The 26,223-nt window shown below is 59.5% G+C and carries 27 protein-coding genes and 1 riboswitch; of the genes, 7 read left to right on the forward strand and 20 right to left on the reverse strand.

Translation table 11 applies throughout. From position 1 onward, the window contains the following. Nucleotides 1-35 precede the first annotated feature (35 nt). From dctP to LC354_RS07650, 3 genes are read left to right on the forward strand one after another with little or no spacing between them, the layout of a single operon-like run. The gene (gene dctP, locus LC354_RS07640) at nucleotides 36-1,046 is read left to right on the forward strand and encodes a TRAP transporter substrate-binding protein DctP (RefSeq protein WP_223422600.1); all 1,011 of its coding nucleotides are present in this window, start codon (nucleotides 36-38) and stop codon (nucleotides 1,044-1,046) included. A 60-nt stretch (nucleotides 1,047-1,106) separates the two neighbouring features. Beyond that, on the forward strand, nucleotides 1,107-1,607 hold the full coding sequence (locus tag LC354_RS07645; RefSeq protein ID WP_223422602.1) for a TRAP transporter small permease: 501 nt from the start codon (nucleotides 1,107-1,109) through the stop codon (nucleotides 1,605-1,607). After that, nucleotides 1,607-2,914, forward strand: a complete 1,308-nt coding sequence (locus LC354_RS07650) for a TRAP transporter large permease (protein ID WP_223422603.1) — start codon at nucleotides 1,607-1,609, stop codon at nucleotides 2,912-2,914. The genes LC354_RS07645 and LC354_RS07650 overlap by 1 nt, the downstream gene beginning before the upstream one ends. Before the next feature lie 7 nt (nucleotides 2,915-2,921). Here LC354_RS07650 and LC354_RS07655 read toward each other — a convergent pair whose 3' ends face one another. From LC354_RS07655 to LC354_RS07670, 4 genes are read right to left on the reverse strand one after another with little or no spacing between them, the layout of a single operon-like run. Then, nucleotides 2,922-3,476, reverse strand: coding sequence for a pyridoxamine 5'-phosphate oxidase family protein (locus LC354_RS07655; protein WP_223422605.1), 555 nt, complete (start codon nucleotides 3,474-3,476; stop codon nucleotides 2,922-2,924). After that, the gene (locus tag LC354_RS07660) at nucleotides 3,469-4,509 is read right to left on the reverse strand and encodes a lipocalin-like domain-containing protein (RefSeq protein ID WP_223422607.1); all 1,041 of its coding nucleotides are present in this window, start codon (nucleotides 4,507-4,509) and stop codon (nucleotides 3,469-3,471) included. Before LC354_RS07660 ends, LC354_RS07655 begins: the two co-directional genes overlap by 8 nt. After that, nucleotides 4,499-6,877, reverse strand: coding sequence for an ABC transporter permease (locus LC354_RS07665; RefSeq protein ID WP_223422609.1), 2,379 nt, complete (start codon nucleotides 6,875-6,877; stop codon nucleotides 4,499-4,501). Before LC354_RS07665 ends, LC354_RS07660 begins: the two co-directional genes overlap by 11 nt. Further along, nucleotides 6,874-7,530 (reverse strand): ABC transporter ATP-binding protein, encoded by a 657-nt coding sequence (locus LC354_RS07670; RefSeq protein ID WP_223422611.1) that lies wholly within the window; start codon nucleotides 7,528-7,530, stop codon nucleotides 6,874-6,876. Before LC354_RS07670 ends, LC354_RS07665 begins: the two co-directional genes overlap by 4 nt. A 310-nt stretch (nucleotides 7,531-7,840) precedes the next feature. Between LC354_RS07670 and LC354_RS07675 the strand changes: the two genes are divergently transcribed. Further along, entirely contained in the window at nucleotides 7,841-8,866 is a 1,026-nt protein-coding gene (locus LC354_RS07675; RefSeq protein ID WP_223422613.1) for a fatty acid desaturase, read from the forward strand. A gap of 83 nt (nucleotides 8,867-8,949) precedes the next feature. Here LC354_RS07675 and urtE read toward each other — a convergent pair whose 3' ends face one another. From urtE to LC354_RS07735, 12 genes are all read right to left on the reverse strand, one after another. After that, nucleotides 8,950-9,645: an urea ABC transporter ATP-binding subunit UrtE gene (urtE, locus tag LC354_RS07680; RefSeq protein ID WP_223422615.1), complete on the reverse strand. Its 696-nt coding sequence runs from the start codon at nucleotides 9,643-9,645 to the stop codon at nucleotides 8,950-8,952. Then, on the reverse strand, nucleotides 9,638-10,387 hold the full coding sequence (urtD, locus tag LC354_RS07685; RefSeq protein ID WP_223422617.1) for an urea ABC transporter ATP-binding protein UrtD: 750 nt from the start codon (nucleotides 10,385-10,387) through the stop codon (nucleotides 9,638-9,640). Before urtD ends, urtE begins: the two co-directional genes overlap by 8 nt. Then, nucleotides 10,384-11,550: an urea ABC transporter permease subunit UrtC gene (urtC, locus tag LC354_RS07690; protein ID WP_223422619.1), complete on the reverse strand. Its 1,167-nt coding sequence runs from the start codon at nucleotides 11,548-11,550 to the stop codon at nucleotides 10,384-10,386. The genes urtD and urtC overlap by 4 nt, the downstream gene beginning before the upstream one ends. Before the next feature lie 25 nt (nucleotides 11,551-11,575). Then, entirely contained in the window at nucleotides 11,576-11,980 is a 405-nt protein-coding gene (locus tag LC354_RS07695; protein WP_223422621.1) for a DUF6636 domain-containing protein, read from the reverse strand. A gap of 62 nt (nucleotides 11,981-12,042) precedes the next feature. Further along, nucleotides 12,043-13,968 (reverse strand): urea ABC transporter permease subunit UrtB, encoded by a 1,926-nt coding sequence (gene urtB / locus LC354_RS07700; protein ID WP_223422623.1) that lies wholly within the window; start codon nucleotides 13,966-13,968, stop codon nucleotides 12,043-12,045. 69 nt (nucleotides 13,969-14,037) lie between these two features. Next, nucleotides 14,038-15,324 (reverse strand): urea ABC transporter substrate-binding protein, encoded by a 1,287-nt coding sequence (gene urtA / locus LC354_RS07705; protein WP_223422625.1) that lies wholly within the window; start codon nucleotides 15,322-15,324, stop codon nucleotides 14,038-14,040. Nucleotides 15,325-15,871: 547 nt separating this feature from the next. After that, the gene (locus tag LC354_RS07710; RefSeq protein ID WP_223422627.1) at nucleotides 15,872-16,069 is read right to left on the reverse strand and encodes a hypothetical protein; all 198 of its coding nucleotides are present in this window, start codon (nucleotides 16,067-16,069) and stop codon (nucleotides 15,872-15,874) included. After that, nucleotides 16,066-16,506 carry a hypothetical protein gene (locus tag LC354_RS07715; RefSeq protein ID WP_223422629.1) on the reverse strand — a complete coding sequence of 147 codons (441 nt, stop codon included), beginning with the start codon at nucleotides 16,504-16,506 and terminating at the stop codon, nucleotides 16,066-16,068. The genes LC354_RS07710 and LC354_RS07715 overlap by 4 nt, the downstream gene beginning before the upstream one ends. Beyond that, nucleotides 16,496-17,740 (reverse strand): agmatinase family protein, encoded by a 1,245-nt coding sequence (locus LC354_RS07720; protein ID WP_223422631.1) that lies wholly within the window; start codon nucleotides 17,738-17,740, stop codon nucleotides 16,496-16,498. The genes LC354_RS07715 and LC354_RS07720 overlap by 11 nt, the downstream gene beginning before the upstream one ends. Continuing rightward, a complete protein-coding gene (locus LC354_RS07725) occupies nucleotides 17,721-18,488 on the reverse strand; it encodes an ABC transporter ATP-binding protein (protein WP_223422632.1) in 768 nt (255 codons plus the stop codon). Before LC354_RS07725 ends, LC354_RS07720 begins: the two co-directional genes overlap by 20 nt. Next, entirely contained in the window at nucleotides 18,485-19,297 is an 813-nt protein-coding gene (locus LC354_RS07730; protein WP_223422634.1) for an ABC transporter permease, read from the reverse strand. The genes LC354_RS07725 and LC354_RS07730 overlap by 4 nt, the downstream gene beginning before the upstream one ends. Before the next feature lie 50 nt (nucleotides 19,298-19,347). Next, a complete protein-coding gene (locus LC354_RS07735; RefSeq protein ID WP_223422636.1) occupies nucleotides 19,348-20,412 on the reverse strand; it encodes a putative urea ABC transporter substrate-binding protein in 1,065 nt (354 codons plus the stop codon). Between the two features lie 96 nt (nucleotides 20,413-20,508). Continuing rightward, nucleotides 20,509-20,620: riboswitch (guanidine-I (ykkC/yxkD leader) on the reverse strand. Here LC354_RS07735 and LC354_RS07740 point away from each other — a divergent pair. After that, entirely contained in the window at nucleotides 20,610-20,801 is a 192-nt protein-coding gene (locus LC354_RS07740) for a hypothetical protein (protein ID WP_223422638.1), read from the forward strand. (Overlaps the previous riboswitch by 11 nt.) A gap of 64 nt (nucleotides 20,802-20,865) precedes the next feature. Next, on the forward strand, nucleotides 20,866-22,035 hold the full coding sequence (gene pobA / locus LC354_RS07745; RefSeq protein ID WP_223422639.1) for a 4-hydroxybenzoate 3-monooxygenase: 1,170 nt from the start codon (nucleotides 20,866-20,868) through the stop codon (nucleotides 22,033-22,035). A gap of 23 nt (nucleotides 22,036-22,058) precedes the next feature. Here pobA and LC354_RS07750 read toward each other — a convergent pair whose 3' ends face one another. The 4 genes from LC354_RS07750 to LC354_RS07765 form a co-directional block, all read right to left on the reverse strand. Further along, nucleotides 22,059-22,439 carry a VOC family protein gene (locus LC354_RS07750; RefSeq protein ID WP_223422641.1) on the reverse strand — a complete coding sequence of 127 codons (381 nt, stop codon included), beginning with the start codon at nucleotides 22,437-22,439 and terminating at the stop codon, nucleotides 22,059-22,061. 2 nt (nucleotides 22,440-22,441) lie between these two features. Further along, a complete protein-coding gene (locus LC354_RS07755) occupies nucleotides 22,442-22,996 on the reverse strand; it encodes a thioredoxin family protein (protein ID WP_223422643.1) in 555 nt (184 codons plus the stop codon). Nucleotides 22,997-23,082: 86 nt separating this feature from the next. Continuing rightward, entirely contained in the window at nucleotides 23,083-24,210 is a 1,128-nt protein-coding gene (locus LC354_RS07760) for a Gfo/Idh/MocA family protein (RefSeq protein WP_223422645.1), read from the reverse strand. 630 nt (nucleotides 24,211-24,840) lie between these two features. Continuing rightward, nucleotides 24,841-25,260 carry a type 1 periplasmic-binding domain-containing protein gene (locus LC354_RS07765; RefSeq protein ID WP_223422647.1) on the reverse strand — a complete coding sequence of 140 codons (420 nt, stop codon included), beginning with the start codon at nucleotides 25,258-25,260 and terminating at the stop codon, nucleotides 24,841-24,843. Between the two features lie 635 nt (nucleotides 25,261-25,895). Here LC354_RS07765 and LC354_RS07770 point away from each other — a divergent pair. Beyond that, the gene (locus LC354_RS07770; RefSeq protein ID WP_223422649.1) at nucleotides 25,896-26,099 is read left to right on the forward strand and encodes a hypothetical protein; all 204 of its coding nucleotides are present in this window, start codon (nucleotides 25,896-25,898) and stop codon (nucleotides 26,097-26,099) included. The last annotated feature ends 124 nt before the right edge of the window (nucleotides 26,100-26,223 follow it).

The raw sequence follows: 26,223 nt of genomic DNA on the forward strand, positions 1-26,223 counted from the left end.
AGCGATCTGCCCCCAACGAAAAGTGGAGAATGACAATGAAGATGAATGTACTGGGCGGCATCCTTGCCGGGTCGACGATGGTCGCAAGTTTCGCGCAGGCACAGGAGACGATCACTGCGGTGCATGCCTTTCCTGAAAGCCTGATCTACACTCAGAGCTTTCTGTCTTTCGTGGACAAGGTGAATGCCGCCGGTGAAGGTGTCGTTCAGATCGAAGTGCGGGGCGGCCCCGAAGCGATCGGCATGTTCCAGCAGCCTGACGCCGTACGCGATGGGATCGTCGACATGGTCTATACACCCGGATCGTTCTACGGCGGAGCCCTGCCTGAAAAAGACGCGATGGTGACATCGAACCTGACAGCCGTGGAAACACGCGCCAATGGCGGGATCGAACTGATCGACCAGATCCATCAGGAAAAGATGGGCCTGAAATACCTCGGCTGGTTCGACAGCGGTGTGTGCTACAACCTGTGGACCCGCGAAGCGCCCACATTCGATGCTGATGGTAACCTTGAGGTCGAAGGGCTGAAGCTGCGCGGCAACAACGTTTATAACGCCTTCTTCACCAACTACCTTGGCGCTCAGGTCATTGATCTGCCTACCGGCGAAGTGTACTCGGCCCTGCAACGCGGTGTTGTGGACGCGACCGGTTGGACGCAGATCGGCCTGATCGATCTGAAGTGGAACGAGTTCCTGAACTATCGCATCGAGCCGTGCTTTTTCTCGACCGATCTGGGTGTGATCGTGAACATGGAGAAGTGGAATTCTCTGTCTGAAGAGGCCAGGACTATCGTGCAGGACGTCGCCATCCAGCACGAGATCGACAGCGTCGCAGCCCTGCGCATTAAGCGCGACGAAGATTTTGCAGCTCTTGAGTCGGCAGGCATGCAAGTCGTAACGCTGGAAGGCGAAGCGAAAGCCAACTATCTGGCCGCTGCCCGTGAAACAACATGGGAACGGATGAACACCCTGATGGCTGAACAGCCCGGTGGTACCGGTAACTATGATCGTCTGCTGGAGCTGTTCTACGATCTGGACGCCAACTGATCCAAATTGCGGGCCCGCCATCCCGGCGGGCCCGTCCTCTCACAAGGCCGACACCGTTTCATGATCAACAAAGCCTACCTTACCGTGCTGTACGCCATGGCGTTCCTTTCGGGCGCAACGCTGGTCTGGCTGATGATTTCGGTCGTCGCTTCGGTGTTGATGCGCAATGCCGGACTGCAACCGTTTGCGTGGTTGTTCACATCTGCGGAATACGGTTTGCTCTACATGACGATGCTGGGCGCGCCCTGGCTGGTACGGGAAAAGGGTCATGTTCACATCGAACTTGTCACCTCGGCCTTGCCACCTGCTGCGCGGCGTATCGTCAGCCGGGGCGTGGCCGTTGCCTGCGTCGCAGTCTGCCTGATCCTGGCCTGGAAGGGCGTTGATCTGGTGCTGACCAATATCGAGCGGGGCGATGTCGACACCCGGGCCTATTACTTCCCGCGTTGGATGCTGACGATCACCTTCCCCATCAGCTTTGGCCTGATGGCGATTGAGTTTTCGCGCTTTGTGTTCGGATCCGACCTCATGCACACCGGCGAAGCAGGGATTCACGAATAATGGAATGGTATGAGGCATTGGGCCTGCTGGTCGGCGCAATCATGTTCCTGATGGCGATGGGCATGCCCGTTGCACTCGCGTTCCTCGCGGCCAACATCCTTGGCGCATGGATATTCATGGGCGGCGAGCGGGGCGTGTCTCAACTGCTCAACAACGGTCTCGGGGCGCTGACCAAATACGCGCTGGTGCCGATCCCGCTTTTTTTGCTGATGGGCGAGATTTTCTTTCACACTGGGCTGGGCGGGCGCATGTTCACCGCCATCGACAAGCTGCTGGGGCGTCTGCCGGGGCGGCTGAGCTATGTGACCGTTTTGGGCGGCACGGCCTTTTCGACGCTTTCGGGTTCATCCATGGGGTCCACCGCGCTTCTGGGCTCGCTGATGGTGCCGGAGATGAACAAACGCGGCTACAAACCCCACATGAGCATCGGCCCGATCCTTGGCACTGGCGGGCTTGCGATTATCATCCCCCCCTCGGCGCTGGCCGTCTTGCTGGCCACGCTGGCGCAGATTGATGTGGCGGGCCTGTTGATCGCCGGGGTGATCCCCGGTTTGATCCTGGCCGGGTTCTACATCGCGACGATCTGGATACAGACCAAGATCGACCCCGACGCAGCACCCGCATATGACGTCGAGCCAATGACCTTTGTGCAAAAGATCAGCCTGCTGGTGCGCGAAGTCGTGCCTATGGTTGGCGTTATGGTCGTGATTGTCGTGCTGATGATCCGCGGGTTCGTCACACCGTCCGAGGCGGCGGCCTTCGGGGCGTTGGGCGTTCTGATTCTTGCGGCGGCCTTCCGGTGCCTGACGATAGACGCCATGAAGAAATCCATCATCGGCGCCATGCGCGTGACCCTGATGGCCTACCTGATCGTATTCGGGTCTGCCACGTTCAGCCAGCTTCTGGCGTTCTCGGGGGCGTCGCGGGGACTGGTCAACTGGGCGACGTCCTTCGATCTGGCCCCGCTTGCCATGCTGCTGGTGATGTTCGCGGTGCTCTTGGTCCTCGGCATGTTCATGGAGCAGATCTCCATGATGCTGCTGACGGTGCCGATCTTTTTCCCTCTGGCGGTGACCCTCGGATTCGATCCGATCTGGTTCGGCCTGATCATGCTTTTGGCGTTGGAGATCAGCTTTACCACGCCACCCTTTGGCCTGCTCTTGTTCGTGATGAAGGGGGTCTCGCCGAAGGGGACGACCATGCGCGTGATCTACACGTCAGCATTCCCGTTTATCGGATGTTCGTTGCTCTTGGTGGCACTGTTGATTGCCTTCCCGCAACTGGCGCTGTGGTTGCCGTCGTTCTAGACAACAATCAAGGGGACAGCCACGTGCCTTGCCAGTTGTCACCGACGACATAGGCCGCGCGGCGATGCCGGGTATCCAGATGCACCAGATCGATATGGGTCAAATGACATTCCAGCACGGCAAAACTGTCGCGCAACGCAGGTTTTTCATACGCGTACACATGCGCGATCGGCGTGCCCGGCGTTGGTGTCGTGCCATATGACACGCGTGAAGTGGCCGGAACTTTGGCCCATTGCGCGTCAACGTCCGGCCCGGTCAGGATGGTCACCCGCGCCGTCAGGCGAATTTGCAAGTCTGCGCTGGGCACCCAGATATGCAGAGCGGCCACTGGATTGTGGCGCAAAGCGACCACTTTCGGCGTGGTGATGTCGGTGTGGGCTTCGAGCACGCCTCTGTCTTGGTCTGCTGCACGCAAGGCAACGGTTCGGGCTTCGGGCGTGCCATCCGGTGCGACGGTCGCAAAGGTCGGGAACCGGGCAGGGGCGTCGCTGCGCGCCACGCCATCGCGAAGGTGCCGCCAGCCGTCCGACAGGAACGCGGCCAGATCATTGGGGTCACTCATAGCCTGTCATCTCCAGGTATCCTTGTCCTGCGTGGCTTCCGCTGATGGTGACCGGCCCCTCCCAATACGGGATTGAAAGGCCCATCCATGCCGCCGGGTTCAGGGCGGAGACGGTCACATCCACCTGTCGTTCGGGAAGTATCACGCGCCACTGCGTCGGGATTGTGCGGTCGGCCACATCCGTCAAGGCCAGCGCCTCTGCGCCAAAGCTGCCGTCCGCATAGGCCGTCGTTGCCCCGTCCGGCGTGATCCACGTGGCGGAGGTGTAGTCCGTGCCATCGGTTTGCCGCAGTTGAAACCCCATCAATTTTGCGCCGTCGTCAAAAGACAGGGAAAACCAGTCCCAACCGGATTGCGTGTCCGACAAAGGCTGTGACGACCATTCGCGGTCCAGCCACGCGCTGCCGGTCACCTCGACCGGACCCGTGGGCAAAGTGAGCACGCCTTCGATCTGGAAGAACGGTTGAGAATAGTAATAGCTGGCTTGTCCTTCTGCGGATTTGACCGAAAATCCGTCCTCGCCGTGAAAGACCAAAGGCCCCATGGCAGTGAGCGCCATGTCATAGGCAAAGTCCGGGCCATTGGCGGTCAGCTTCATCTGATCGAAATTCAGCCCCTCCAGTGCCCATTCGTCGATCCAGGCATGAAACGGATCGGCCTGCACCCCGGCCTGCCCGATACCGCCCCGGGCAAAACGTTCGGCGGTCAGATGGGTTTCGGGGGTCGTAACGGCTGCATGGGCAAACCAGATCTGAGGCGATTGCCAGCCCTCGGCCTCTCCGGGCGCAAGGGCGGTGCGAAACAGGGTCCATTGCAAGCCATAGGGCGTACCGTCCGGGCCCAGCAAATTGGCCGTCAGATACCACCATTCGATCCGGTAGTCCGGGTGCGGCCCGTGATCCATTGGAAAAGAAAAACTGGGGTTGGCCTGCGGTGTGGCAAAGCCTTCCGCATCGGTGCCCAAGCCGGAAAACCCCTGCGCCGCTGCGGCGAAGGGCAAAAGGCAGAGCAGCGCAAAAACTCTAACGTTCATTGGCAAACACCTTCAGTAAGGTCGAGGGCGGCGTGCGCATCAGACGCAGGGCGGGCCACAGGGCGGCCAGAGCGGCTGCGATCAGCGCATAGATTCCCAAACGCGCATAATCGGCGGGAAACAGGAACATGGGCAACCGCCAGCCAAACGCCTCGACATTGATGATGCTCAGGAGCACCCAAGCCAGAGCCAGCCCAAGCGGGACTGCGCAAACGAACACCAAGGCCGCCAGAACGACCGCGCGCAGCAGCTCCAACTGGCCCAGCGTGCGCCGTGTCAGCCCCAGCGCCCAGACCGGGGCAAGCTGCGGCACCCGCAGATCGGCCAGTGTCAAAAGGCTCATCAGCAGGGCAAAGCCTGCCACCATGAGCGTCAAGGCGTTCAGGGCCGCCGTGACCGTGAAGGTGCGTTCAAATACTCCCAGCGATATTTCCTTGATCGCGGCCTGGTTGATCATGGCGCTGTCGGGGATACCGAGTGTACCAGCGATTGCGTTGCGCAAGCCCGCGACGTCTTGGGTGCGGACGCCGAATTGGAGCGGGAAGAGCTCCGGGTGCAGCGTCTCGAATTCAACTTCAGAAATGACGACTTGCCCGTGGGGGTTGCCATAGTCGCCCACAACCGCCGCAATGGGCAGGGTCAGACCGGGCGCTGCCTCTATGGTGTCTCCGACCCACAGGTCCGCACGGCGCGCCAACTGCTCGTTCAGTACAACGGCCTGACCGGCCTCCACCTGATCCCAGGCATCATCGGTCGCATCCAGAAACACCCAATTTTCGCGATAGGTCGGGCCGACCCGTACACCGTAAACTTTTGCTGGCTGACCCGCGATGTTGGCTTGGGTCGACAGCAAAGGCAGGACTTCGACGCCTTCACTTTGCAAAAAAGCCTCAAGCTGGCGGCTTTGATCCTGGGTGTCGACCTGAATGAACAATTCCGGGGCCAGCCGCTGATCCAGAAAGGCCACGAAGGTCAGTCGAAAGCTCGACACCATCGTGGCGACGCCGATATTTGCGGATACGGCCAGCAAGAGCGCCATCAGCGCAAGGCTCAGACCCGGCAATTGCTGGCGCGTGTCTGCCCAGAACCAATCCCAGATGGGCGCGCGGGTCATCCGTTGCAGAAACGACAAGGCCCGCTCGGCCAGAACGGGCAGGGCGAGCGCTGCACCGATCAGCAGGCAGGCCAGCAAGGCAAATCCAGCGGTCAGCCCCCGGGCGAACAGGCCCAGAAGGAGCGCCACGCACAACAGCGATACCGAACACATCATCAAAAGGCGCAATCGTCGACCGGCGACCATGGCCCACGCCCTTGGGCGAACACTTGCCAAAAGCGGCATTCGCGCGATCTGCCATATCCGGTTGGACAGCGCCGCCGCGGTGCCGAGCAGAGCGATCAACAAGCCCGACAGCCACCACTCGGCCCGAAACTTGAGCGTGCCGGAAATATCCGCGCCATACAGGCCGCGCACGGTCGCGGCCACGTCCGGCAACAGGAATGCCGCGATCAGGTACCCGAAAACGATCCCCAGACCCGCCCCAATCGCCGCCAGCATCAGCATTTCCGCCGTGATCAGCACGATGAGCATCCGCAGCGGCACGCCCAAAGATCGCATCGTCCGGATCATCCCGCGCCGTTGTTCGAAGGCAAGACCGATGGTGCTGTGGACGATAAAGAGCCCGACTGCAAAGCTGAGCAGGCCAAAGGCGGTGAGGTTCAGGTGAAAGCTGTCGGTCAACTCGCCGACATCGGCGGACTGTTGCGAGGGCTGAAAGCGCAGTTGTGGCGCGACTGTACCCAGTTCAGGGCGACCCATGGGCTGATCGGGCAGCACGATGAGGCGCGTGAGGTCCTGGCGCTGCAACAGATCTTGCACGACGCCGATATCGGCAATGGCGATACCGGGTGCCATCGTCGTGTCGACAGTGACCGGGGCAACACCATCAAGGTCCCGCGCGGCGGCCTCGCCGGTAAATACCTGGCCCGGCTGTGTAAAGTCCAGCATCTGCGGCGCACCCGCCGCTTGCGCGGGCAAGAACCCGGCGGGCGACGTGATCGGGTCGATCCCAAGCAGCCGCACACCGTTCAATCGCCCTTCGATCACCGGCGACACCTGCCATCCGGCGCGCCTGAGATCGATATAGGTTTGCTGGGCGATTTCATTGCCGCGCCGGGGGACCAGTTGGTCATATTGCCCCTGACCGAGTGTCGACGCGGCTGCGGCATAGCTGGCGCGGGCTTCGGTATTGATGGCTTGGACGCCCGACCAAAGCGCCGTCGCGAGCGCCAGACCCGCAAGGTAGGCAAACAGCTGAATCGGATTGCGCCGCCAATGCGACAGCAAGGCAGACAGGCACGCCCGGATCATGCCAGTCGGCCACGCTGCAAATGGATGTGGCGGTCCATGCGCGCCGCGACATTTGACGAATGTGTTACGACGAGGAGGGCCGCTCCGGTCTGCGCCACCAATCGCAGCATCTGGTCAAGGACCTCGGCGGCTGTCGTTTCATCCAGATTGCCCGTCGGCTCATCCGCCAGCAGCAAACGCGGCTTGACCGCAAGGGCGCGGGCAATGGCCACGCGCTGCTGTTGGCCGCCTGACAAAGTCTCGGGGTATTTGCCCATTTGCTCCGTGAGGCCAAGTGCCATGACAAGGTGGTCGATATGCGCCTGATCCATCCGCCCGGACAGCCGCGCCTGAAAGGATATGTTCGCCGCGACGGTGAGTGAGGGCACAAGGTTGAACTGCTGGAACACCAGCGCAATATCGCTACGACGCAAAGCGGCGCGTGCTGAGTCATCCAGCGTTGTCACGTCCTGCCCGCAGACGTGAACATGCCCGCTGTCCACCTCTTCCAATCCGCTGGCGATATGCAGGAGCGTGCTCTTGCCGCTGCCGGATTCGCCGGTCAACGCGAGGGTCTGGCCTGCCTCCAGACCGAAGCTGACGCCCTGCAAAACGGGAACCGACCCGTCACTGTCATGAAATGATTTTTGGACGGAAACAAACTCAAGCAGCATTTTTTACCCTCATGGCGCGTTACGTATCACGCGGGCCCGGGTTTGACAGGATACGGGCCGAAAAAGGTGGATGTGTTGTGCCCGGCGGGCCTTGTCTGCGCCATCAGGCCCGTAAGAGGTGCTGCTTGGAAGGCCGCTGTCATATCGTTGCGTGCCAATACACCGCACCCTGTCGAATGTTCCGGGAACAAGCGCTTTTGGGGTATTTCTCAACCCTTGGATGAAAGTCCGGCGGCGCACAGTGGCTTTTACGCTTGCTATGTCCCCGGGATGCTATATCGGAACCCGGAGGCATCACACGACGCAGGTTATGACAAAAAACACGAATGACACCGCTCCGATGGCTGCGCGCGATTGGGTTAAAATCCTCGCGCAGTACCGCGAACCAAGCGGCCTGAGAAGCAGCTTTGAATTGGGTGTCAGCTTCGTGCCGTTTGTCGCCCTTTGGGTTCTGGCCTGTTGGACGGCGCAATACAGCTATCTGGGTGCGTTTCTGATCTCGGCTGTGAATGGTGGATTTCTGCTGCGTCTGTTCTGCATCCAGCATGATTGCGGGCATGGCTCCTTCTTCAACAATCGTAACCTGAGTGACTGGATCGGACGTGCCCTGGGCGTTGTGACCCTGACGCCTTACGACGTTTGGCGCCGGACGCATTCGCTACACCACAGCCACGCAGGTGACCTGAACCATCGCGGCATCGGCGACATCATGACCCTGACCGTTGCCGAGTACCACCAGCGGACGGCCTTCGGGCGGTTCCTGTACCGGGCATACCGTCATCCATTAGTCATGTTCGGCGTCGGCCCGACATATCTTTTCTTTCTGGAAAACAGAACACCTTACCCTTTGTCAAAGCAGGGCAAGAAATACTGGATCAGCGCGATGGGCACGAACGCCGCAATCGCCGCGGCCTTGGGTACGATTGTCTATTTCGGCGGGCTACAGGCGCTGTTTCTGGTGTTCTTGCCAACCACTCTGATTGCCGCGTCAGTCGGTACGTGGTTGTTTTATGTCCAGCACCAGTTCGAGGCGACCCACTGGGATCAAGGCGAAGAGTGGCAACTGCACGAAGCGGCGCTGCATGGCAGTTCCCATTTTGATCTGCCCCCGATTTTGGCCTGGTTCACCGCCAATATCGGCATTCACCATGTGCACCACCTCTATAGCCGCATTCCGTTCTATCGGTTGCCACAGGTTCTGAAGGACCACGAAGAGCTGGTCGAGTGCAGCCGGATGACGTTGATGCAAAGCTTCAAATGCGCGAGCCTCGACCTATGGGACGAAAAAAGCCGCACCTTGGTGTCATTTTCCAAAGCTCGCATGTTGGCGGCCTGATCGTCTGATTGCCAAAGGTGACGGTGTCGATGTCGACGAGCATCGCGCGAACGTGCTGGATCAGATTTACGCGTTTCGGGGGTTTATAAGGCCAGGTCGTCTATCAGGCTTTGCTTGGAATAGTCTGCCTTGGCCACACGGCGTTTGACGCGTCCGCCTTCCATCAACACGAAACTGTCGCCCAACCCAAAGGCAAAGTCGGCGTTCTGTTCAACCAGAACAATAGCCATTTTGCCCTGACTGCGCAGCAGTTGAAGCGCATCGCCGATCTGGTCGATGACGTTGGGCTGGATGCCTTCGGTCGGTTCATCCAGCAACAATACCTTTGGCTTGGTGATAAGGGCGCGGGCGATGGCAAGTTGCTGCTGCTGCCCTCCGGACAGGTCACCGCCCCGGCGCGCCTGCATGTCGCGCAAGACCGGAAACAGATCAAACACATAGTCAGGAATGCTGTGTTCGGACTTGGGAAGGCAAGCAAACCCCGTTTCGAGGTTTTCCATGACAGACATCATGGGAAAGACTTCGCGCCCCTGCGGCACATAGGCGATGCCCGTGCGTGCGGCATCATATGCTGACACACTGCGCGTGGGTTGCCCGTCTACCTTAACATCCCCGCCCGAGGCCGGATGACGCCCAGCGATGGCCTTGAGCAGGCTTGTCTTGCCCACCCCGTTGTTGCCCATCAGAGCTGTGATCTGACCCTGATCCGCATGAAAGGAAATGTCATAGAGGATCTGGCTCTGGCCGTAGTGAAGATCAAGATCGGTGACATCAAGCATGACTGCGTCCCAAATATACGTCGATGACGGTTTGGTTGGAGGTGACATGGTCAAGGCTGCCCTCGGCCAGCACCGAGCCCTCGTGCAGCACCGTCACCTTGCAGCCCAGACGGCGCACGAATTCCATGTCATGTTCAACGACCACAACGGCGCGTGTCTCGGCGGCGCGCCGCAGGATGTCGGTTGTCTTTTCGCGCTCTTCGACTGTCATGCCGGCCGCGGGCTCGTCCACCAGCAGCAGCTTGGGGTCTTGCGCCAGCAACATGCCGATCTCAAGCCATTGCTTTTGCCCGTGGCTGAGCTCGCCTGCGACGCGGGCCAATTGGTCGATCAGGCCGATCTCGGTCGCGATGGCTTCGATCCGTTCCGCGTTCTTCGGGGTTTTCTTGTGCATCAGAACCGCAAAAGGCCCGCGCGGGTTTTTCAGCGCCATGGCGAGGTTCTGGCGCACGGTTTGCGCCTCGAACACCGTCGGTTTCTGAAATTTGCGGCCAATGCCCTCCCGGGCAATCTGGCTTTCGGACATACCCAACAGCGAGATATTCCGATCCCCCCAGATCACATGGCCTTCGTCAGGTTTTGTCTTGCCTGTGACGATATCCATGAAGGTGGTTTTCCCGGCTCCGTTCGGGCCGATGATGGCGCGCAACTCTGCGGGGGCAAACTGGATCGACAGGCTGTTGATGGCGCGAAACCCGTCAAAGGTGACCGTGACGCCATCCACTTCCAAAAGCGTGCTCATGACGGTTTCCTCACCAGATAGTCAAACAGGCCACCGATGCCTTTGGGAAAGAACAGCGTAACCGCGACAAAGGACACGCCCAGCAGCACCAGCCACCAGTCCGTCCATTGTATGGTGTAGAAGCCAAGGTTGATGTTTGGCGCACCGCCGCCCGTGAACCAGCTGGACAAAAGCGATACAAACGCCGCCCCGATGGCCGCTCCGTACAGTCTGCCGCGTCCGCCAATAGCGACCCATACGGCGAGATAGATGGAAGCGATGGGCGTAAGCTCACCGGGGTTGATGATGCCCGCCTGCGGATAATAGAGCGCACCCGCGATGCCGGACACAATGGCCGTAATGGTAAAGATGAACAGCTTGTAGCTTTCGACATGATAACCAAGGAAGCGTACGCGCGCTTCGTTGTCGCGTATGCCTTTGACGACGCTGCCCATCTTGCCCGACACGACCCAGGCGAAAAAGACATAAGCCAGCGCAAGGGCGAGGGCCGAGCCCCAGAGGAACACGATGGAAATCATCGCCTGAGAGGTTTCCTCGTATCCGGGGATGTTTTGCAGGCCCGAAAGGCCGTTATTGCCGCGCAGGCCGCTGTCATTCTGGAACAGGTACAGGGACAGCGCGAGGGTCATCGCTTGCGTCAGGATCGACAGGTAAACGCCTGTAACCCGCGATCGGAAGGCCAGCCAGCCAAAGACCAGCGCCAAGAGGCCGGGCACCAGAACCACCATCAGCAATTGCAGAAAGAGGCTGTCGGCAAAGGCCCAGATCATTGGGAATTCGGCACTGCCCACCACGCCGAATATCTGGTTGCCGATGGCGTCCGATATCTCTTGGGGGGTTGGCGGGATGGTCTGTGCCATCAGGTTGGGTACGACGATGGCTTCGGTGCGGGCATACATCAGCCACATGCCGATGGCGTATCCGCCGATCCCGAAGAAGGCAAAGTGGCCCAGAGACAGGATCCCGCAATAGCCCCAGACGACGTCCATCGCGATGGCAATGAGGCAGAGGCACAGTGTTTTACCAAGCGTTTTCACGAAGGAGGTCGAGATCAGGCCGACCCCCGTTGCTTCGGACATCAGCGTCACGACCACTGTGAAGAGGCCAAGGGCGGCAAGGAACCACAAGACCGATGGGTTTTGGGAAATAAAGGACTGTCTCATGGCTGCACCCTGACTGTGGTCTGTCTCAGAAGGCGTTTTGCTGCCTGCGCGACAAAAAGAACCCGTGCCCTTGCGGATTGGTACAGGTCAGCCCTGTGCTTTCCGACTGGCAAAAGATCGCGCCGAAACTCGCACTTACGCCGTAGGGGGCAACATCGGTATAGTTCACGGCGCGTGGCGGGTTGCTGCTGGACAGAGTTGCCGGGCCGATGGGGCCGAGTTTGAACACATGCCCCCACGTCGCGCTGCAATTGATCGGGCGCGGCAAGGCGGGTGGACCAGCGGTGCGGTTGATGATGGAGCATGTGATCTGGCTCGCTTCGACGGCACCGTTGCAATAGATGTTGCCCGACGGCGTCATGAAACCGTAGCCGTCGGCCGATGCCGCGCAGGGCAAGGCGAGAAAAATCGCTGAGATCAGGGGTCGCATGGGCATTCCTTTCGATCATGCACGTGTGTGTCCTGAAAGTGAGCAATGTTTGGGCCATAAGATCAATCCGCCGCGGCTCGGCCCTTGAGGGCGACGATGCCCTTGGGTCGGAATTGGATGAACAGGATGATGAATAGGATCATGTAGGTCTGCGCGGCCAGCGTATTGGACGGGTTCAGCCACTCGATCCCTTTTTGCAGGAACCCGATCATGGAGGCCCCGGCAAGCGTGCCCCAGACGTTACCCACGCCGCCGACCACAACAGTCATAAAGCTTTGCACGATATAATCGGCACCCATTTCGGATGTGACCTTGGCATAGAGGCCGATGGCAACACCCGCGATCCCGGCAATGCCGGAGCCAAGGCCGAAGGTCAGCATATTGATCCGGTCCGGGTTGATCCCCATCGAGGCCGCCATGCCGGGGTTTTGCGTCACGGCGCGCACTTCGAGGCCGAGCCGCGTGCGTTTCAGCACAAAGAGGATCAGCGCAAGGAACAAGAGCGCCAGAACAAAAATCGCGATCCGGATATAGCTGATCTGGATCACGTCCGAGATCACCCAGGCTCCGTCCAGCCAACCGGGCGAGGTCAGGGGCCGGGCCTGGGTGCCAAAGATGTTCTTGGCCAATTGCTGCAAGGCAATCGAGATGCCGAATGTGGCCAGCAGCGTCTCAAGCGGGCGATGATACAGGTGGCGGATCACCAGGCGCTCCATCGTGACGCCCGCGCCAAAGGTGATGGCAAAGGCCAGAGGCAGGGCCACGATGATCGACAGCGTGTAGTCGGGAATGAACAATTGCACGACATAGCCGGTATAGGCGCCCATCATGATGAACTCGCCATGCGCCATGTTGATCACGCCCATCACGCCAAAGGTGATCGCCAGCCCGATAGCCGCAAGGAAATAGATCGAGGCCAGTGACAGGCCATCAAGTGCCAGATCCGCGGCCTGCGCAAAGGCTACCCGCGTTTCGACCGAGGCCAGAGCCGCGGCAGCGGCGTCTGTGATGTCAGTATCGGATTCATCATATTCTTCGTAAAAGACATGCGCCGACAGGGCCGCATCGCGATCCGCAATCGTGACCAAGGGCGGGACGGTGCCTGCGGCGGCAAGTTGGGAATAGGCGACTTCGCGCATTTCTTCGGTGCCCAATTGGGCAATCGGGGTCTGTCCGACGCGTCCATCGACGACATGTGCCTCAAGGGCGGCGCGGATTGTCTGCGGCGGGGTGCGCGGGGGTGCCAAGCCTGCCTCGACCAATTGCGTGTAATAGGCATCCGGCGTTTCGCCGGTCTCAAGAATGCGGGCGATGTTGCCCTCGGGCATTGTGGCGCTCACGCCTTCGGAGGTGGTCAGGATCTGGTTGAGAACGCTGCGTGCCTCGACGCTGGTGTCTTTGGCAAGGCTCTCGATGGCAGCGATGCGATCCGCCGTTTCGTCCGCAAAACGCGCGGACATGAAGTTTGCCAGTTGGATCTTGCGGGCTTTCAGTGTGCTGTCGGTTTCGCCGTCGATCGACGCGAGCAGCGGTGCCAGTTGTTCCGTTTCGGGGCTGCGTGCGATCGAGTCCACGGCGCTTTCACGACGGGCCAGATCAGGATCGCTCAGCTGGAACTGCACGAGGGCGGTACCGATCACGCGGCGCACGCCGCCATTCGGTCTGATTTGGGTAAAATCATCCTTGGAGGCGGTGCTTTGTTCGCCCGTGTCCACGTCTGTCAGGGTCAGATCATCGCCCTGTTCGCGGGCGATGAAAAAGATACCGTCGTTGCGTTGCCAAACATTTCTATCGGACCATTCTTCAAGAAACGTGGTGGTCTGCGGCAAACCGGACGCAACCAGATCGTCCAGCGCGACGCTCACGCTGCGGCGTGACGGCTTGGCGACCTCGTCGGCATGAACCTGCAGAATACCTTGCAGTTCCTGTGCCTGCGCAGAGACGAAGGTGCCAAGCCACAGGGCTATGGCGAGTACGAAGTAGCGCATATTGAAGGGGCTTTCAGGTCATGAGATGGCAGGGCGGCCCGAAGGAAAAAGCCGCCCCGCGCGTTGCGATCAGTAGTTGGACGTCAACTGAACGCAGGTTTTTGTCTCGGTGTTGTACATGCCGCAGCCCAGGTCTTTCCAATCGGACATCAGCACAGCGGAGGCAGGCAGGAAGTCTGTCCATGCGTCGCCCGGTACTTCGGCGGTCTGGGAGATGATATCGAACTGACCATCTGCCGTGATTTCACCGATCAGAACAGGTTTGGCGAGGTGATGGTTGGGCAGCATGACGGCTGTACCGCCTGTCAGGTTCGGGAATTCCTGACCATACATGGCCGTGCGCACGGCATCGACATCTGTGGTGCCGGCCGCTTCAACCGCGTTGATCCACATGTTGAAGCCGATATAGTGGGCTTCCATGGGGTCATTGGTCACGCGTTCCGCGCCTGCAAAGTCTTTCCAGGCTGCGATGAAATCCGCGTTGGCATCGGATTCAGCCGACTGGAAGTAGTTCCAGGCCGCCAGGTGGCCAACGAGGTTGGACGTATCGAGGCCGGACAGTTCTTCTTCGCCCACCGAGAAGGCTACGACGGGGATGTCGTCGGCGGAAATGTCAGCGGCGGCCAGCTCTTTGTAGAAACCGATATTGGCGTCACCGTTGATGGTGGAGATCACGCCGACCTGTTTGCCGTCTTCTCCCAAGGCCACAACATCGCCGACAATTGTCGCCCAGTCGGAGTGACCGAACGGAGTGTAGTTCACAAAGATGTCTTCGGCAGCAATGCCTTTGTCTTGCAGGTACTGCTCGAGGATGTTGTTGGTCGTCCGTGGATAGACATAGTCGGTGCCGAGCAGCGCGAATTTCTCGACGCCGAGCTCTTCGAGGAAGTAATCCACGGCAGGGATCGCCTGCTGGTTGGGAGCCGCACCGGTGTAAAAGACGTTCCTGGAGCTTTCTTCGCCCTCGTATTGCACGGGGTAGAACATCAGGCCGTTCAGTTCTTCGAGCACGGGCAGTGCGGATTTGCGCGACACAGATGTCCACGAGCCAAAGATCACATCGACCTCGGAAACGGTCAGCAATTCGCGTGCTTTTTCGGCAAAGAGCGGCCAGTCAGAGGCCGGATCGACCACGACGGCTTCGATCTCGCAGCCCAGCACGCCGCCAGCGGCGTTCTGCTTTTCGATCAGCATCAGCATGGTGTCTTTGAGTGTCGTTTCGGAGATCGCCATTGTGCCGGACAAGGAATGCAGCACACCGACCTTGACCGGGTCCGCGCATTCGGCCGCAACCAGGCTGGTTGACGCCAAAAGCGCGCCCGTCACGTAAGAGGTAAATTTCAGCTTTTGAGCCATGAGTATCAGGTCCCTGTTGTCGCTGCGGGTAACCAAAGACGGCGCATCAGGCGCTTTCGTCTGCGACCCGAAAGAGTTAGCGTGGGCCCGCAACAGTGATGTTGTTGTCGCGCGGGGGTGCTATCTGCCAGGATGAACCACCGCGCGGCGTTTGCGCCCGTTTGGGCTTCTTAACTTCCTCTGATCTCGGTGCGATTGCCCAGAAGAGGCGCGTTAATATACGCAACAAGAGCAGTGAATGCCCGATTGGGTGCCTAAAATTTGGCACATAGCACAATTATTAATCGCATGATGTCTGTCGCTGCGCTTGAAATTGGCCTGTCCCATACAACAGCCCTCAGGAATCGGTTGTATCGAAACTGCGACTTGCGGACTTGGGATTCTGTCTCTGTTGGATTGGCTTGCAGGCTTTATGAGGCGGGCATGTCGTTCCGAAAGGACGGTGCGTGCGCCGCGCAAGACACATCCCATCCGACGGCAGGCGCCCGTTCGGCAGAGAGGTGTCCATTGCGGCGCAACCGCCTGTAACTTGAGCGCTCAAGCGTGTTCAGCCCTCATCCCGGACGCTGACAGCACGCAATCGCCGCGCAGCAAGCGCGGTTGTCAAAACAAGCGCGACGGTCAGCGCCATAATGCTGATCGGGCTGTGCAGCAGGCCGGATGGCCCGAAGCCGGACCCTTCATGGTGGGCAAAGCCTGGTGTCGCGATCAGCAAGGCAGGCAGGGCAGCAAGGTAGGTCTTCATTGGTCTAACTCCGTTTTTTTGGCAGCAAGGAAATCCCGAACATCAAGCGCGGTCTTTTCGTCCATCGAGACATAGATCAGCGACATGTTCGTCCGTTCCGACACCATGGCGCCGGGAAAGGGCAGATAGCTCAACTCGCGCGATCCGAACGAAGGCGAGGCGGTGCCCACCTGCCATTCGGTCTTGAGCTCCACATCGACAAGTTTCAGGGCTTTGGCGCCCGTTGTGCCCGGTTTTTCGAAAGGGACACCGGCGAGCCTGAGGTAAGACGACTTATCCGCCGCTTGTACAAATCCGTCGATAAACTGGGTGGCGAGCACCTGAATTGCGACGGCGTCATCGGCCGGATCCATATGGCTGTGCAGGTGGTCGGCATGGGCGTGGTTGTGCCCGTGCCCATGTGAGTGTTCGTGCGCGTCAGGGTGATCATGTGGCATTGGACCACCGCTTTCCTTCAAATTCGCCGTGTGGAATGACGACGGGCTTGTCCATGTGCCGTTTGTGAGCACCCATTTTGCCGCTGGCCACCAGTGAGCCCAGCACATCCACGATGACGCGGGTGCCCATCAGGGCGGTGATGTCGGATGTGTCATAGGGGGGTGAGACCTCGACCAGTTCCATCCCACAGATGCCTTCGGCAGCGACCTTGCTGACCAGCGCCAAAGCCTCGCGGGGCAGGAAACCGCCCGGCTCGGGCCAGCCGGTGCCGGGGACAAAGCCGCAATCAATGCTGTCGATATCGAAGGAGAGGTACACCATATCGACCCCGTCCCACGCCATCTCAAGCGCCATTTCGACGGTCTTGTCGATGCCCATTTTTTCCATGTCGCCCATGGTGATGATGTTGGTCTCGCGCTCGCGGGCGACTTTTACGGCCTCGCGCGGGACCTGCCAGCCGCCGATGCCGATCTGAACAAGGTTCTTGGCCGGTACGTTGGGCATGTTGGTGGCGTGGAACCATGGCGTCGTGTGCATCCGCTCATCCAGGTCTTTCTCCTGAATGTCCGCGTGGCGGTCAAAGTGGATGATCCCGATCTTTTTCGATGTGCATTCAGCAATGCCGCGCACACATGGGAACCCGATGGAATGGTCGCCGCCAATCATGATCGGCAAGGACCCGGACGAGGCCACATGGCTGACCGCGCGGCTGATCTGGTCAAAGCTTTTCTCAAGATTGGCCGGAATGGTGAACACGTCGCCCGCGTCACACAGGGTCATCTGTTCGCGCAGATCGACGCCCAGTTCGTAGTTATAAGGGGTATAGAGGGCCGAGATTTTCCGCAGACCTTGCGGCCCAAAGCGCGTGCCGGGCCGGTAAGTTGTGCCGCCATCGAAAGGAATGCCAAGGATCGTGGCATCGTAGTTGGACACCTCGGTGACATCCTCGGCATAGGGTGCTTTGAGGAAGGTGTTGATGCCAGCGTAGTGGGGCAGTTCTCCGCGCGCAAAGGTCGGGATCGATTTGTCCTCGATGCTGTCAGCGCCGGTCAGCCCCATGCGCAGCGCCCAGCGGCGTTCTTCGTCCCAGCGGCCTTCGGGCAATTCGCCTTCGGCCTGCATGGCTTTCCAGCCGCGCAGTTTCGTCAGGTCGGGATGGTGGTGCCGCTGTGCCGTGAGACTGGCATCGGCGGGGTGGTGCGAGCGGGAGCGCTCATTGGGGCCGCAGAACATGGGTATCCTCCTTGATCGTCTGAAATGGAATGCCGCCGTTGCGGGCGTCAAAGTCGTAGGTGATGGTTGCGCCGAACGCCTCCGGATGCGTCGGATCCCAGCGGGGTTTGTCGAAGACCAGAACCCGGTCGCCCAGTTTGAACCCCTCTTCGAGGTCATGGGTGACCATGAAGACGGTCATGCCGGTCTCGGCGCGCAACTCCATCAGGAAATCATGCATCGCCAGTCGCGTGCCGGGATCAAGCGCGCCAAAGGGTTCATCCAGCAGCAGCACGCGCGGCTTGGCCGTGAGCGCCTGGCCAATGGCAAGCCGCTGCTGCATGCCGCCCGAGAGGGTTGCGGGGTATTGATCGGCCACATGGTCCAGACCGCAGCGCGCCAGAGTTGCATCGGCGCGTATCTGCGCCGCCTTGGCCTCGGCTCCGAACAGCCGCCCCCAGGGGCGTTTAAACGCTTCGCCTGCCACGATGTTTTCGCGGATCGTGAGGTGCGGAAAGACGGAGTAGCGTTGAAACACCACGCCCCGTTCCAGCCCCGGCTCGGTCGCGGGCGGATTGCCGTCAACGCGGATCGTGCCGTGGGTGGGTGTTTCCTGCGCCAGGAGCAGTCGCAGGAAGGTGGATTTGCCACAGCCGGAAGCGCCGACAATCGAGATGAACTCGCCTTCGTCGACCTCAAGGTTAACCCGTTCAAGGATCGGGCGATCACCATAGGACTGAAAGATGTTTTCGGCGACGACAAAGCTCATAGATTTGCCTCCGCCCATGGGAACGCCTTGCGCGACAGGGTTTTCAGCAGCCAGTCGATGATGAACGCCAGAAGCGTGATCCAGATGACGTATGTCAGGATCACGTCCATCGCCAAATAGCGCCGGACGAGAAAGATGCGGTAGCCAAGGCCCTGATCGCTGGCGATCGCTTCGGCGGCAATCAGGAACAACCACGCGGGCCCGAGCGAAAGTCGTACCGCCTGGATCAGCCGTGGCATCAGTTGGGGCAGGCCGACCCGCAGCATGATGACCCATGTGGACGCGCCAAGCGTCTCTGCTTTTACAATCTGTTCGCGCGGGATTTCCATCACGCGCCCGCTGAGGTCGCGGATCATGAAGGGCAAGATGCCCACGACGATCAACACCACCTTGGACAACTCACCAAGCCCGAACATGATGAACAGGATCGGCAAGAGCGCCAAGGGCGGGATCATCGAAATGACGGCCACGAACCCGGCCAGTGTGGTCCGTACATAAGGTAGCAGTCCGATCAGCAGGCCAAACACCGTCCCGAAAAACGCACAGAGTGCGACGCCGATGCCAAGCCGCCTGAGGCTGGCCGCTGTATCGTGCCACAACAGGATGCGTCCGGTGCGCCGGTCGCCTTCGGTGAAAAGACGCTGTGCGGTCTCGAACACTTTGGACGGCGCGGGCAGCAGCTTGTCGTTGGGGTTTTCAAGCAGGCGGTAATACGACCCGATGGCGTAAGCGATCAGAAGCAAGACAAACGGGAGCGCCGCCAGAAAGAAGGCCAGGGCCGGTCCGGGTTTTTGGTTGATCAGTCGCATCTGGCCCTCCGGTGCGTCCGCCTCGGAGGGCGAACGCAGGCGTTCAGAACTTACAGCGCGCCGTCTGCTGCCATCTGCATATACGTGGTGTCAAAGCGGAAGGTCACATTGCCCGCATCGCCCGTCACGCTGCCATCGGGGTATTCGATGCCCACGAAATCGGCCGATGGCGCGCCTTCGCCCAGAATGCCCTTGTCGAACAGGAAATCGGCCACACTGGTCATCGTGTCGGGCAGTTGATCGCTTTGAGTAAAGACAACGGCATCGGCCGGATCAAAGAACATCTCGGTCGAGGCCAGTTGCGCCTGATAGCCTGCCAGATCGGTGCCGGAAGCCTCTGCCATCGCTGTCAGCACGGCTTCGTCGCCTGCGGCCATGAGGCCCATCACTTCGTACCACGCGCCGGTCAACGCCTTGCCGAAACCAGGGTTCGCAGCCAGTGTTTCGGTGTTGACCACCATAAGGTCGATGATCTCGCCGGGGATGTCGGAGCTGTCGAACAGCATGTTGGCGCCCGGTTCTTCCATGATGGCGGAGACAAGCGGGTTCCATGTCACCACGGCCTGCACATCATCGGTGGCAAAGGCCGCGATCATGTCGGCGTCCGAGGTGTTGATGACACCATCCAGGTCTGCCTCGCTGAGCGATACGGAATCCAGCGCACGCGCCAGCAGGTAATGCGATACGGAGAGCTCCACGAGGTTGACCGGCTTGCCCGCCAGCGACGCGATATCGCCCTCGCCCTTCAGGATCAGTGCATCGTTGCCGTTGGAAAAGTCACCGACGATCAGGGCCGTCGTATCAACGCCGCCGCCCGAGGGGATGGACAGCGTGTCCATATTCGTGGCGGACACACCGTCAAAGGCACCGGCGGTGTATTGGTTGATAGATTCCACATAATCGTTGATCTGCACGATTTCGACATCAATGTCGTATTTCTCGGCCCATTTATCCATGATCCCGCTGTCTTCGAGATAGCCCCAGGGCATCCACCCGACATAAATTGACCACGCCACGCGGAATTCGGATTTTTCCTGGGCGAAGGCTGGCGAAAAGCTGGCGGCCAGAATGGTCGATGCCAAGGCTGCGGTCTTGAACAGAGTTTTCGTCTTCATAGTATTCCCCATTTCTCAACGGTTCCGCCATGAAAAAACAAAAGGTCAAGCCGCTGGCGGAACAATGAGACGTGGCGCGGGTGGACCGACGCAGTAACCTCCCGGGCTTTTGCCCCGCCGTGTACCCGCGCGGAATTTGCCACGCCGGCGGCACTTCTCGGACCAGACTTTGCCATGGGTGACAAACGGAACCCTAAATGCCCTGCGCTTTCGACAGTGACCGTGTTGGTGCGAATGCCCACAGCGCAAGCCGCGCATTTGCGGCACAAGGCAGCGAAACGCTCAAAAAGGTGGCGCAATTGGTGCTGATTGCTCAGGAACTGAGCGCCTTCTTGATCATGATCGGTCCGACGAGGGCTTCGATTTCTTCGACAACTCTCGAGCCGTGACGACTTCAACCGTTTTACATCAACAATCGGGCCAGTCTAGAATACCGCAACGCGGGGAGGGCATATGCGGCGGCAAGTAGTGATCATCGGGGGCGGGCCGTCCGGCCTCTTGCTGGGGCAATTGTTGCACCGCGCCGGGGTCGATACGATTGTTCTGGAACGCAAAACGCGTGACTACGTTTTGGGACGCATACGGGCCGGCGTGTTGGAGCGTGGGTTGGTCGCCCTGATGGGCGAAGCCGGTGTCGATACCAGAATGAAAGCCGATGGCTTTGTGCATGACGGCACGCTCATTGCCTATGACAACGATATGTTCCGGGTGGATTTCGCCAAGCATACCGGGCAGGGCGTTCTGGTCTATGGTCAGACGGAAGTGACCCAAGATCTCTATGATGCGCGCGAGGCCGCAAATGGCGACACGCGGTTTGGTGTCGAGAACGTTGTCGTTCACGATGCCGATTCCGATACCCCGCACGTGAGCTTTGATCAGGGCGGCCAGCATCACCGTATCGATTGCGATTTCATCGCGGGCTGCGATGGGTTTCATGGCGTCAGCCGAAAGACGATCCCCGAAACCGTGCGCCGGGACTATGAGAAAGTGTACCCGTTCGGCTGGCTGGGCATTCTGTCGGAAACGCCCCCGGTGAATGAAGAGTTGATCTATGCCAACTCGGACCGTGGATTTGCGCTCTGTTCGATGCGCAATGCGCAACTGAGCCGCTATTACATCCAGTGCGATGCCTCGGACAGCGTCGATACCTGGTCTGACGATACATTCTGGGACGAATTGCGACGCCGGATTCCGGCCTCTGCCGCCGATGTTCTGATCACGGGGCCGAGTATCGAGAAATCCATTGCGCCGCTGCGCAGTTTTGTCACCGAGCCGATGCGTTGGGGCCGCCTGTTTCTGTGCGGCGATGCGGCGCATATCGTTCCGCCGACCGGGGCCAAGGGGCTCAACACAGCAGCGTCGGATGTGCATTACCTCAACCAAGGCCTGCGCCAGTTTTATCTTGATCGGAACACGGATGGCCTCGACCGATATTCCGAGCGCGCATTAGCGCGGGTGTGGAAAGCGGAACGGTTCAGTTGGTGGTTTTCAAACCTGATGCATCATTATCCCGACCAATCCGAATTCGATAAAAAGATGCAGTTGGCTGAATTGTCTTTGCTGCGCGACAGTCCCGAGGCACAGGCCGTTATGGCACTGAACTATGTGGGTCTGCCATACTGACGCTGTGCGGCCCGGACCCGGCACTATTCGTCGGCTGAGAAATCCACGTGGATGTGATTGCCGTCGGGGTCCGAGATGTTGAATGCCACGGTCCGGGTCTGTTCCAGAACCGCACGACGATACCCCGTGTCCGTTGCGGTCAGACGCGCTTCGAAGGCGGCAGCCCCCGTCGCTGTCAAAGCGAAATGTTCCATCTTCAACGCGACTTCGGAACCGACGCCTGCCGTCCCGTCGATCCCGACGAGATGCACGACCGCCGTGTCGCCTGCGTACATCCAAGCGCCCGGAAACCCGAAATCGGGCCGCTCGCCAAGACGCAAGCCAAGGATATCGACATACCATGCAATCATTTCTTCCAACTGCGTTGTGCGCAGATTGACGTGATCGAGCTTTTGGATCTGCATGCTCATAGTCTCCACTTGATGGAACATCCGACGGATGGGATTTGGTAGGCAGGCCCGCGCCCGGTTTCGCTGATCTGGATCATGGCTTCGTATAGATCGCGACGCTGGCCGTTTGGGGGTGGGTCGAGCTTGGAGGCATCCAGTCGCCCGCGGTATTGCAACCCGAGGTCTTTGTTGAAGCCAAAGAAATCCGGGGTGCAGGCGGCCCCATAGCTGCGCGCGACCGCTTGATCGGCGTCATGCAGGTAGGGGAACGGGAAGGCGTGGGTGTCTGCCATCTTCACCATGTTCTCGAAGCTGTCCGCGGGATAGGCCACTGCGTCGTTGGAACAGATCGCTGCCACTCCGATGCCCTTGGCTTGCAGTGCATGCGCATCCCGAATGAGGCGGTCAAGAATGGCGAGGACATAGGGGCAGTGATTGCAGATGAACATGACGAGCAGGCCGTTCGGCCCACGAACTGCATCGCGCGTATGGTTTTTTCCGTCCGTGCCGGGCAGGGCAAAATCGGGTGCGGGCCAGTCAAAATCGCAGATAGGTGGGGTCGCCGCAGACATGTGTCGTCCTTTGATATGTTCAACGCTACGAAACTCTATGCATGTGGCGGCAGGTTTGCAATTTCCCGTCGCCTGATGCGCAGAGCCTAGAGTTTTACCCAGGCGGCGTTGCGCGCCGATGAGCGCACGCAGGCGTCGACAAACTCCACGCCGCGCAGCCCATCCATTACGGTTGGATACAAGACGGCGGAATCGACGGCTGTGCCGTTCCGGTGTGCGATGATCGCCTCCGCCGCTTCGCTGTAGATATTTGCAAATGCCTCAAAGTACCCTTCGGGGTGTCCCGCGGGAATGCGGCTCATGCGGGTTGCGGCGTCACCTGCTCCGACTCCGTTGCGGGTGATGAGCCGCTTGGGCTCCCCAAACGGGGTATGCCAGAGGTAATTCGGGTCCTCCTGCGCCCATTCCAGACCGCCGGTTTCGCCGTAGACCCTGATGCGTAATGCGTTTTCATTTCCGGGTGCAACCTGAGAACACCATAACATTCCCTTGGCCCCACCGTGAAAGCGCAACAAGACATGGCCGTTATCATCGACGGGCCGACCGGGCACAAAGGCTTCAAGGTCCGCCGCAAGGCTTTCGACTTCCAGTCCCGTGACAAAGCGCGCGAGGTTGTGCGCATGCGTGCCGATATCGCCGGTGGAGCCGCCGGCGCCCGAACGGGCCGGGTCGGTGCGCCACTCGGCTTGCTTGAATGTTTCGTCCTGTGTGAGCCAATCTTGCGGGTACTCAACCTGCACCACACGGACCTTGCCGATGGCACCACCCGCGATCATGTCGCGGGCCTGGCGCACCATCGGATAACCGGTGTAATTATGCGTCAGCACAAACAAGGCATCCGACGCTTCCGCCGCCTTCACCAACTTTTTGGCGTCCGCCAGTGTTGAGGTCAGGGGTTTGTCACAGATGACATGAATGCCGCGCTTCAAAAATTCACGCGCCGCTGCATAGTGAACGTGGTTGGGTGTCACGATGGCCACGGCCTCGATCCCGGTTTTCAGGCGGGCTTCGCGGATCGCCATTTCTTTGAAATCGGAATAGATGCGAGGCAGCCCAAGGGCTTCACCGGAGGCCTGCGCCTTTTCCGGGGTCGAGGACAATGCGCCGGCAACCAGTTCATACCGATCATCAAGGCGCGCTGCGATCCTGTGTACCCCGCCGATAAAGGCATCGTTGCCGCCACCAACCATGCCGAGTCTAATTCTGTTTGCCATCCGGGTCTCCTCTGAGGCCTGGCCTCACCTTCGTTGTTGTCAAATACTGCCGCGGGAAGCAGTGGCGATCCAGTCATTCGCCCGGCATCTTGCGATTTGCCGCTTCATCCATACCGCCCCCGACGCAATCGCCAAAGGCGCGTTCTGTGAGGGCATGATATGATCCCTGACCGGGGCAGGCCGTGCGTGGGCCATCGTCGGGGGTGTTTCAAACCTCATTTCCACTCAACCACGGCCCATCCATCACAGTTACTGGCGGCCATACTCGAGAAAATCGCGGTAAAGTCCACCTGTCCATCTGCTAGAGACCGAAAGCGTCCAGCCCGGCACGCTCAAGGGTGATCGCGCGAGAAGACCTCTTGCCGACCTGTTGGATTGAATTCGGGGTCTCTGACGCTCAACATTTACCGGTTTTTGTAGAGGTTTCTACTGTCCGCATAGTCGAGGCATCGCAGCATGCAATGTAACCGATCATACAGCATACCGAGGTTCGCGTGATCGCTGACCCGCCCAAGCATCATTTCGCAGGTGACGCCGCGATGCAGGTTTTCGTCCGGGTGTATTAAATGGCAGATCTTGACGTCTTTTTTCTGCGTAATCCAGAATGGGACGCGAACAGGTTACCAACGCTTAGAACGCAGTCTCGACCAGTCCTTCACGGCGCTGCGGCCAAGGGTCGGCAGAATGCGTTTGTGCTTCATTGATCGGCAAGTGGTCACCTTTGGTGCGCGTGATGCGCAGGGCACTGTGGATCAGGCGACCAGATCCCGACACGATGTGGCCCGGTTCCGAACTGGGGTTGTCCGCGACAAGCGCCGCGAGTGATGCATCGTTGTCCTTCAGACGCGAAACAGAATCCCGGACCGAGAGCATCTCTGGGCCAAAGAGCGCAATGTGATCCACCGGCGCCGTGTCAATCGCTGCGGCCAAAGCCGGTGGGTCAAGGCCGACGATGCGCACGAAACTCGGATCTGTCCGTGCGTGCCGGATGCTGCTGGTGAGTTGTGTGACCTGGGTCGCAAGCGATGCAAGAAACGCATAGCTGGTCACAGGGAGGACAAAGACGACTCTTGGATCCGTCCCTGCGCCGGAGATTCCAAGAACGCGCGCGACCCGCCTTGGCCGACCTATTGCGAGAGCAAACCCTTGTTGAAGATTTGAACCCTTGTAACTCGCTTGCGAACCACTCGGAGCGTAAAGAGGGCCGGGGGCTGTCTGCCCCCCGCGCGGCAAGCGCGCTCCCCCCGAGAGTTTTTTCGGCAAGATGAAAGGGATCGGATCGTGCCATCTTTTTTCAATGCGTTGCCATTTCCCGGATGCTTGACGTTTGAGGTGGATCGAACATCTTGTCACGCTTGTTTTCGCGGAGGCAGGAGGGCAGCATGAGACAGGGCGGGATCAGTAGGATTGCGAAGGTGAAGAACTGGTGCAGTTTGTGAGCGCGCATTGCGGCCATGTCCCGGCGCCGGAAATGACGATGGATCATGGGGCCAGCCTGACCGAGGCCAGCCTCTCAAAGCCGATAAATGCCTGAAGTCCCGGCTCGAGCCCATCGGTTCGGGTCAGTTCACCACGCCTGCGGTGTCTTAGGAGCTGGATGTATCTTGGTACTTGGAACTCTGCAGACAGAGCGCGGAGGTGACAACCGATTGTGATCCATTCAGGGTCGCGTTCGGTAAAGATTAATGCCCGTTGGATGGTCTGGCCGCCAGTTCGCGGCTTTGGACGAATTGAGCGATCTCCGGCAGTGCTTTCTGGCTTTTGGTCTCTTCGAGGTCATGTCCTTTGCGGTGCTTGCGCACTATGCGACCCTAACGCCGAAGGCATTGAAAGACGCCGGATTGATGCGCTATCTGTTGCACTGTGGACCTGTTTCACTTTCCACCTAATGGATCGAAGCCACCGGCTTCTAGCCGGTCCGCTTCAGCGAATCTTTCTCTGATCTTCTCTCCTGAATTTTGAAACCCGCTGTGGCGGTATGGTTTCAAAATTCAGGAGAGAAGATCATGCGTT

The sequence above is a fragment of the Tateyamaria pelophila genome, from assembly GCF_019966495.1.
In the GTDB taxonomy this organism is placed as follows: domain Bacteria; phylum Pseudomonadota; class Alphaproteobacteria; order Rhodobacterales; family Rhodobacteraceae; genus Tateyamaria; species Tateyamaria pelophila.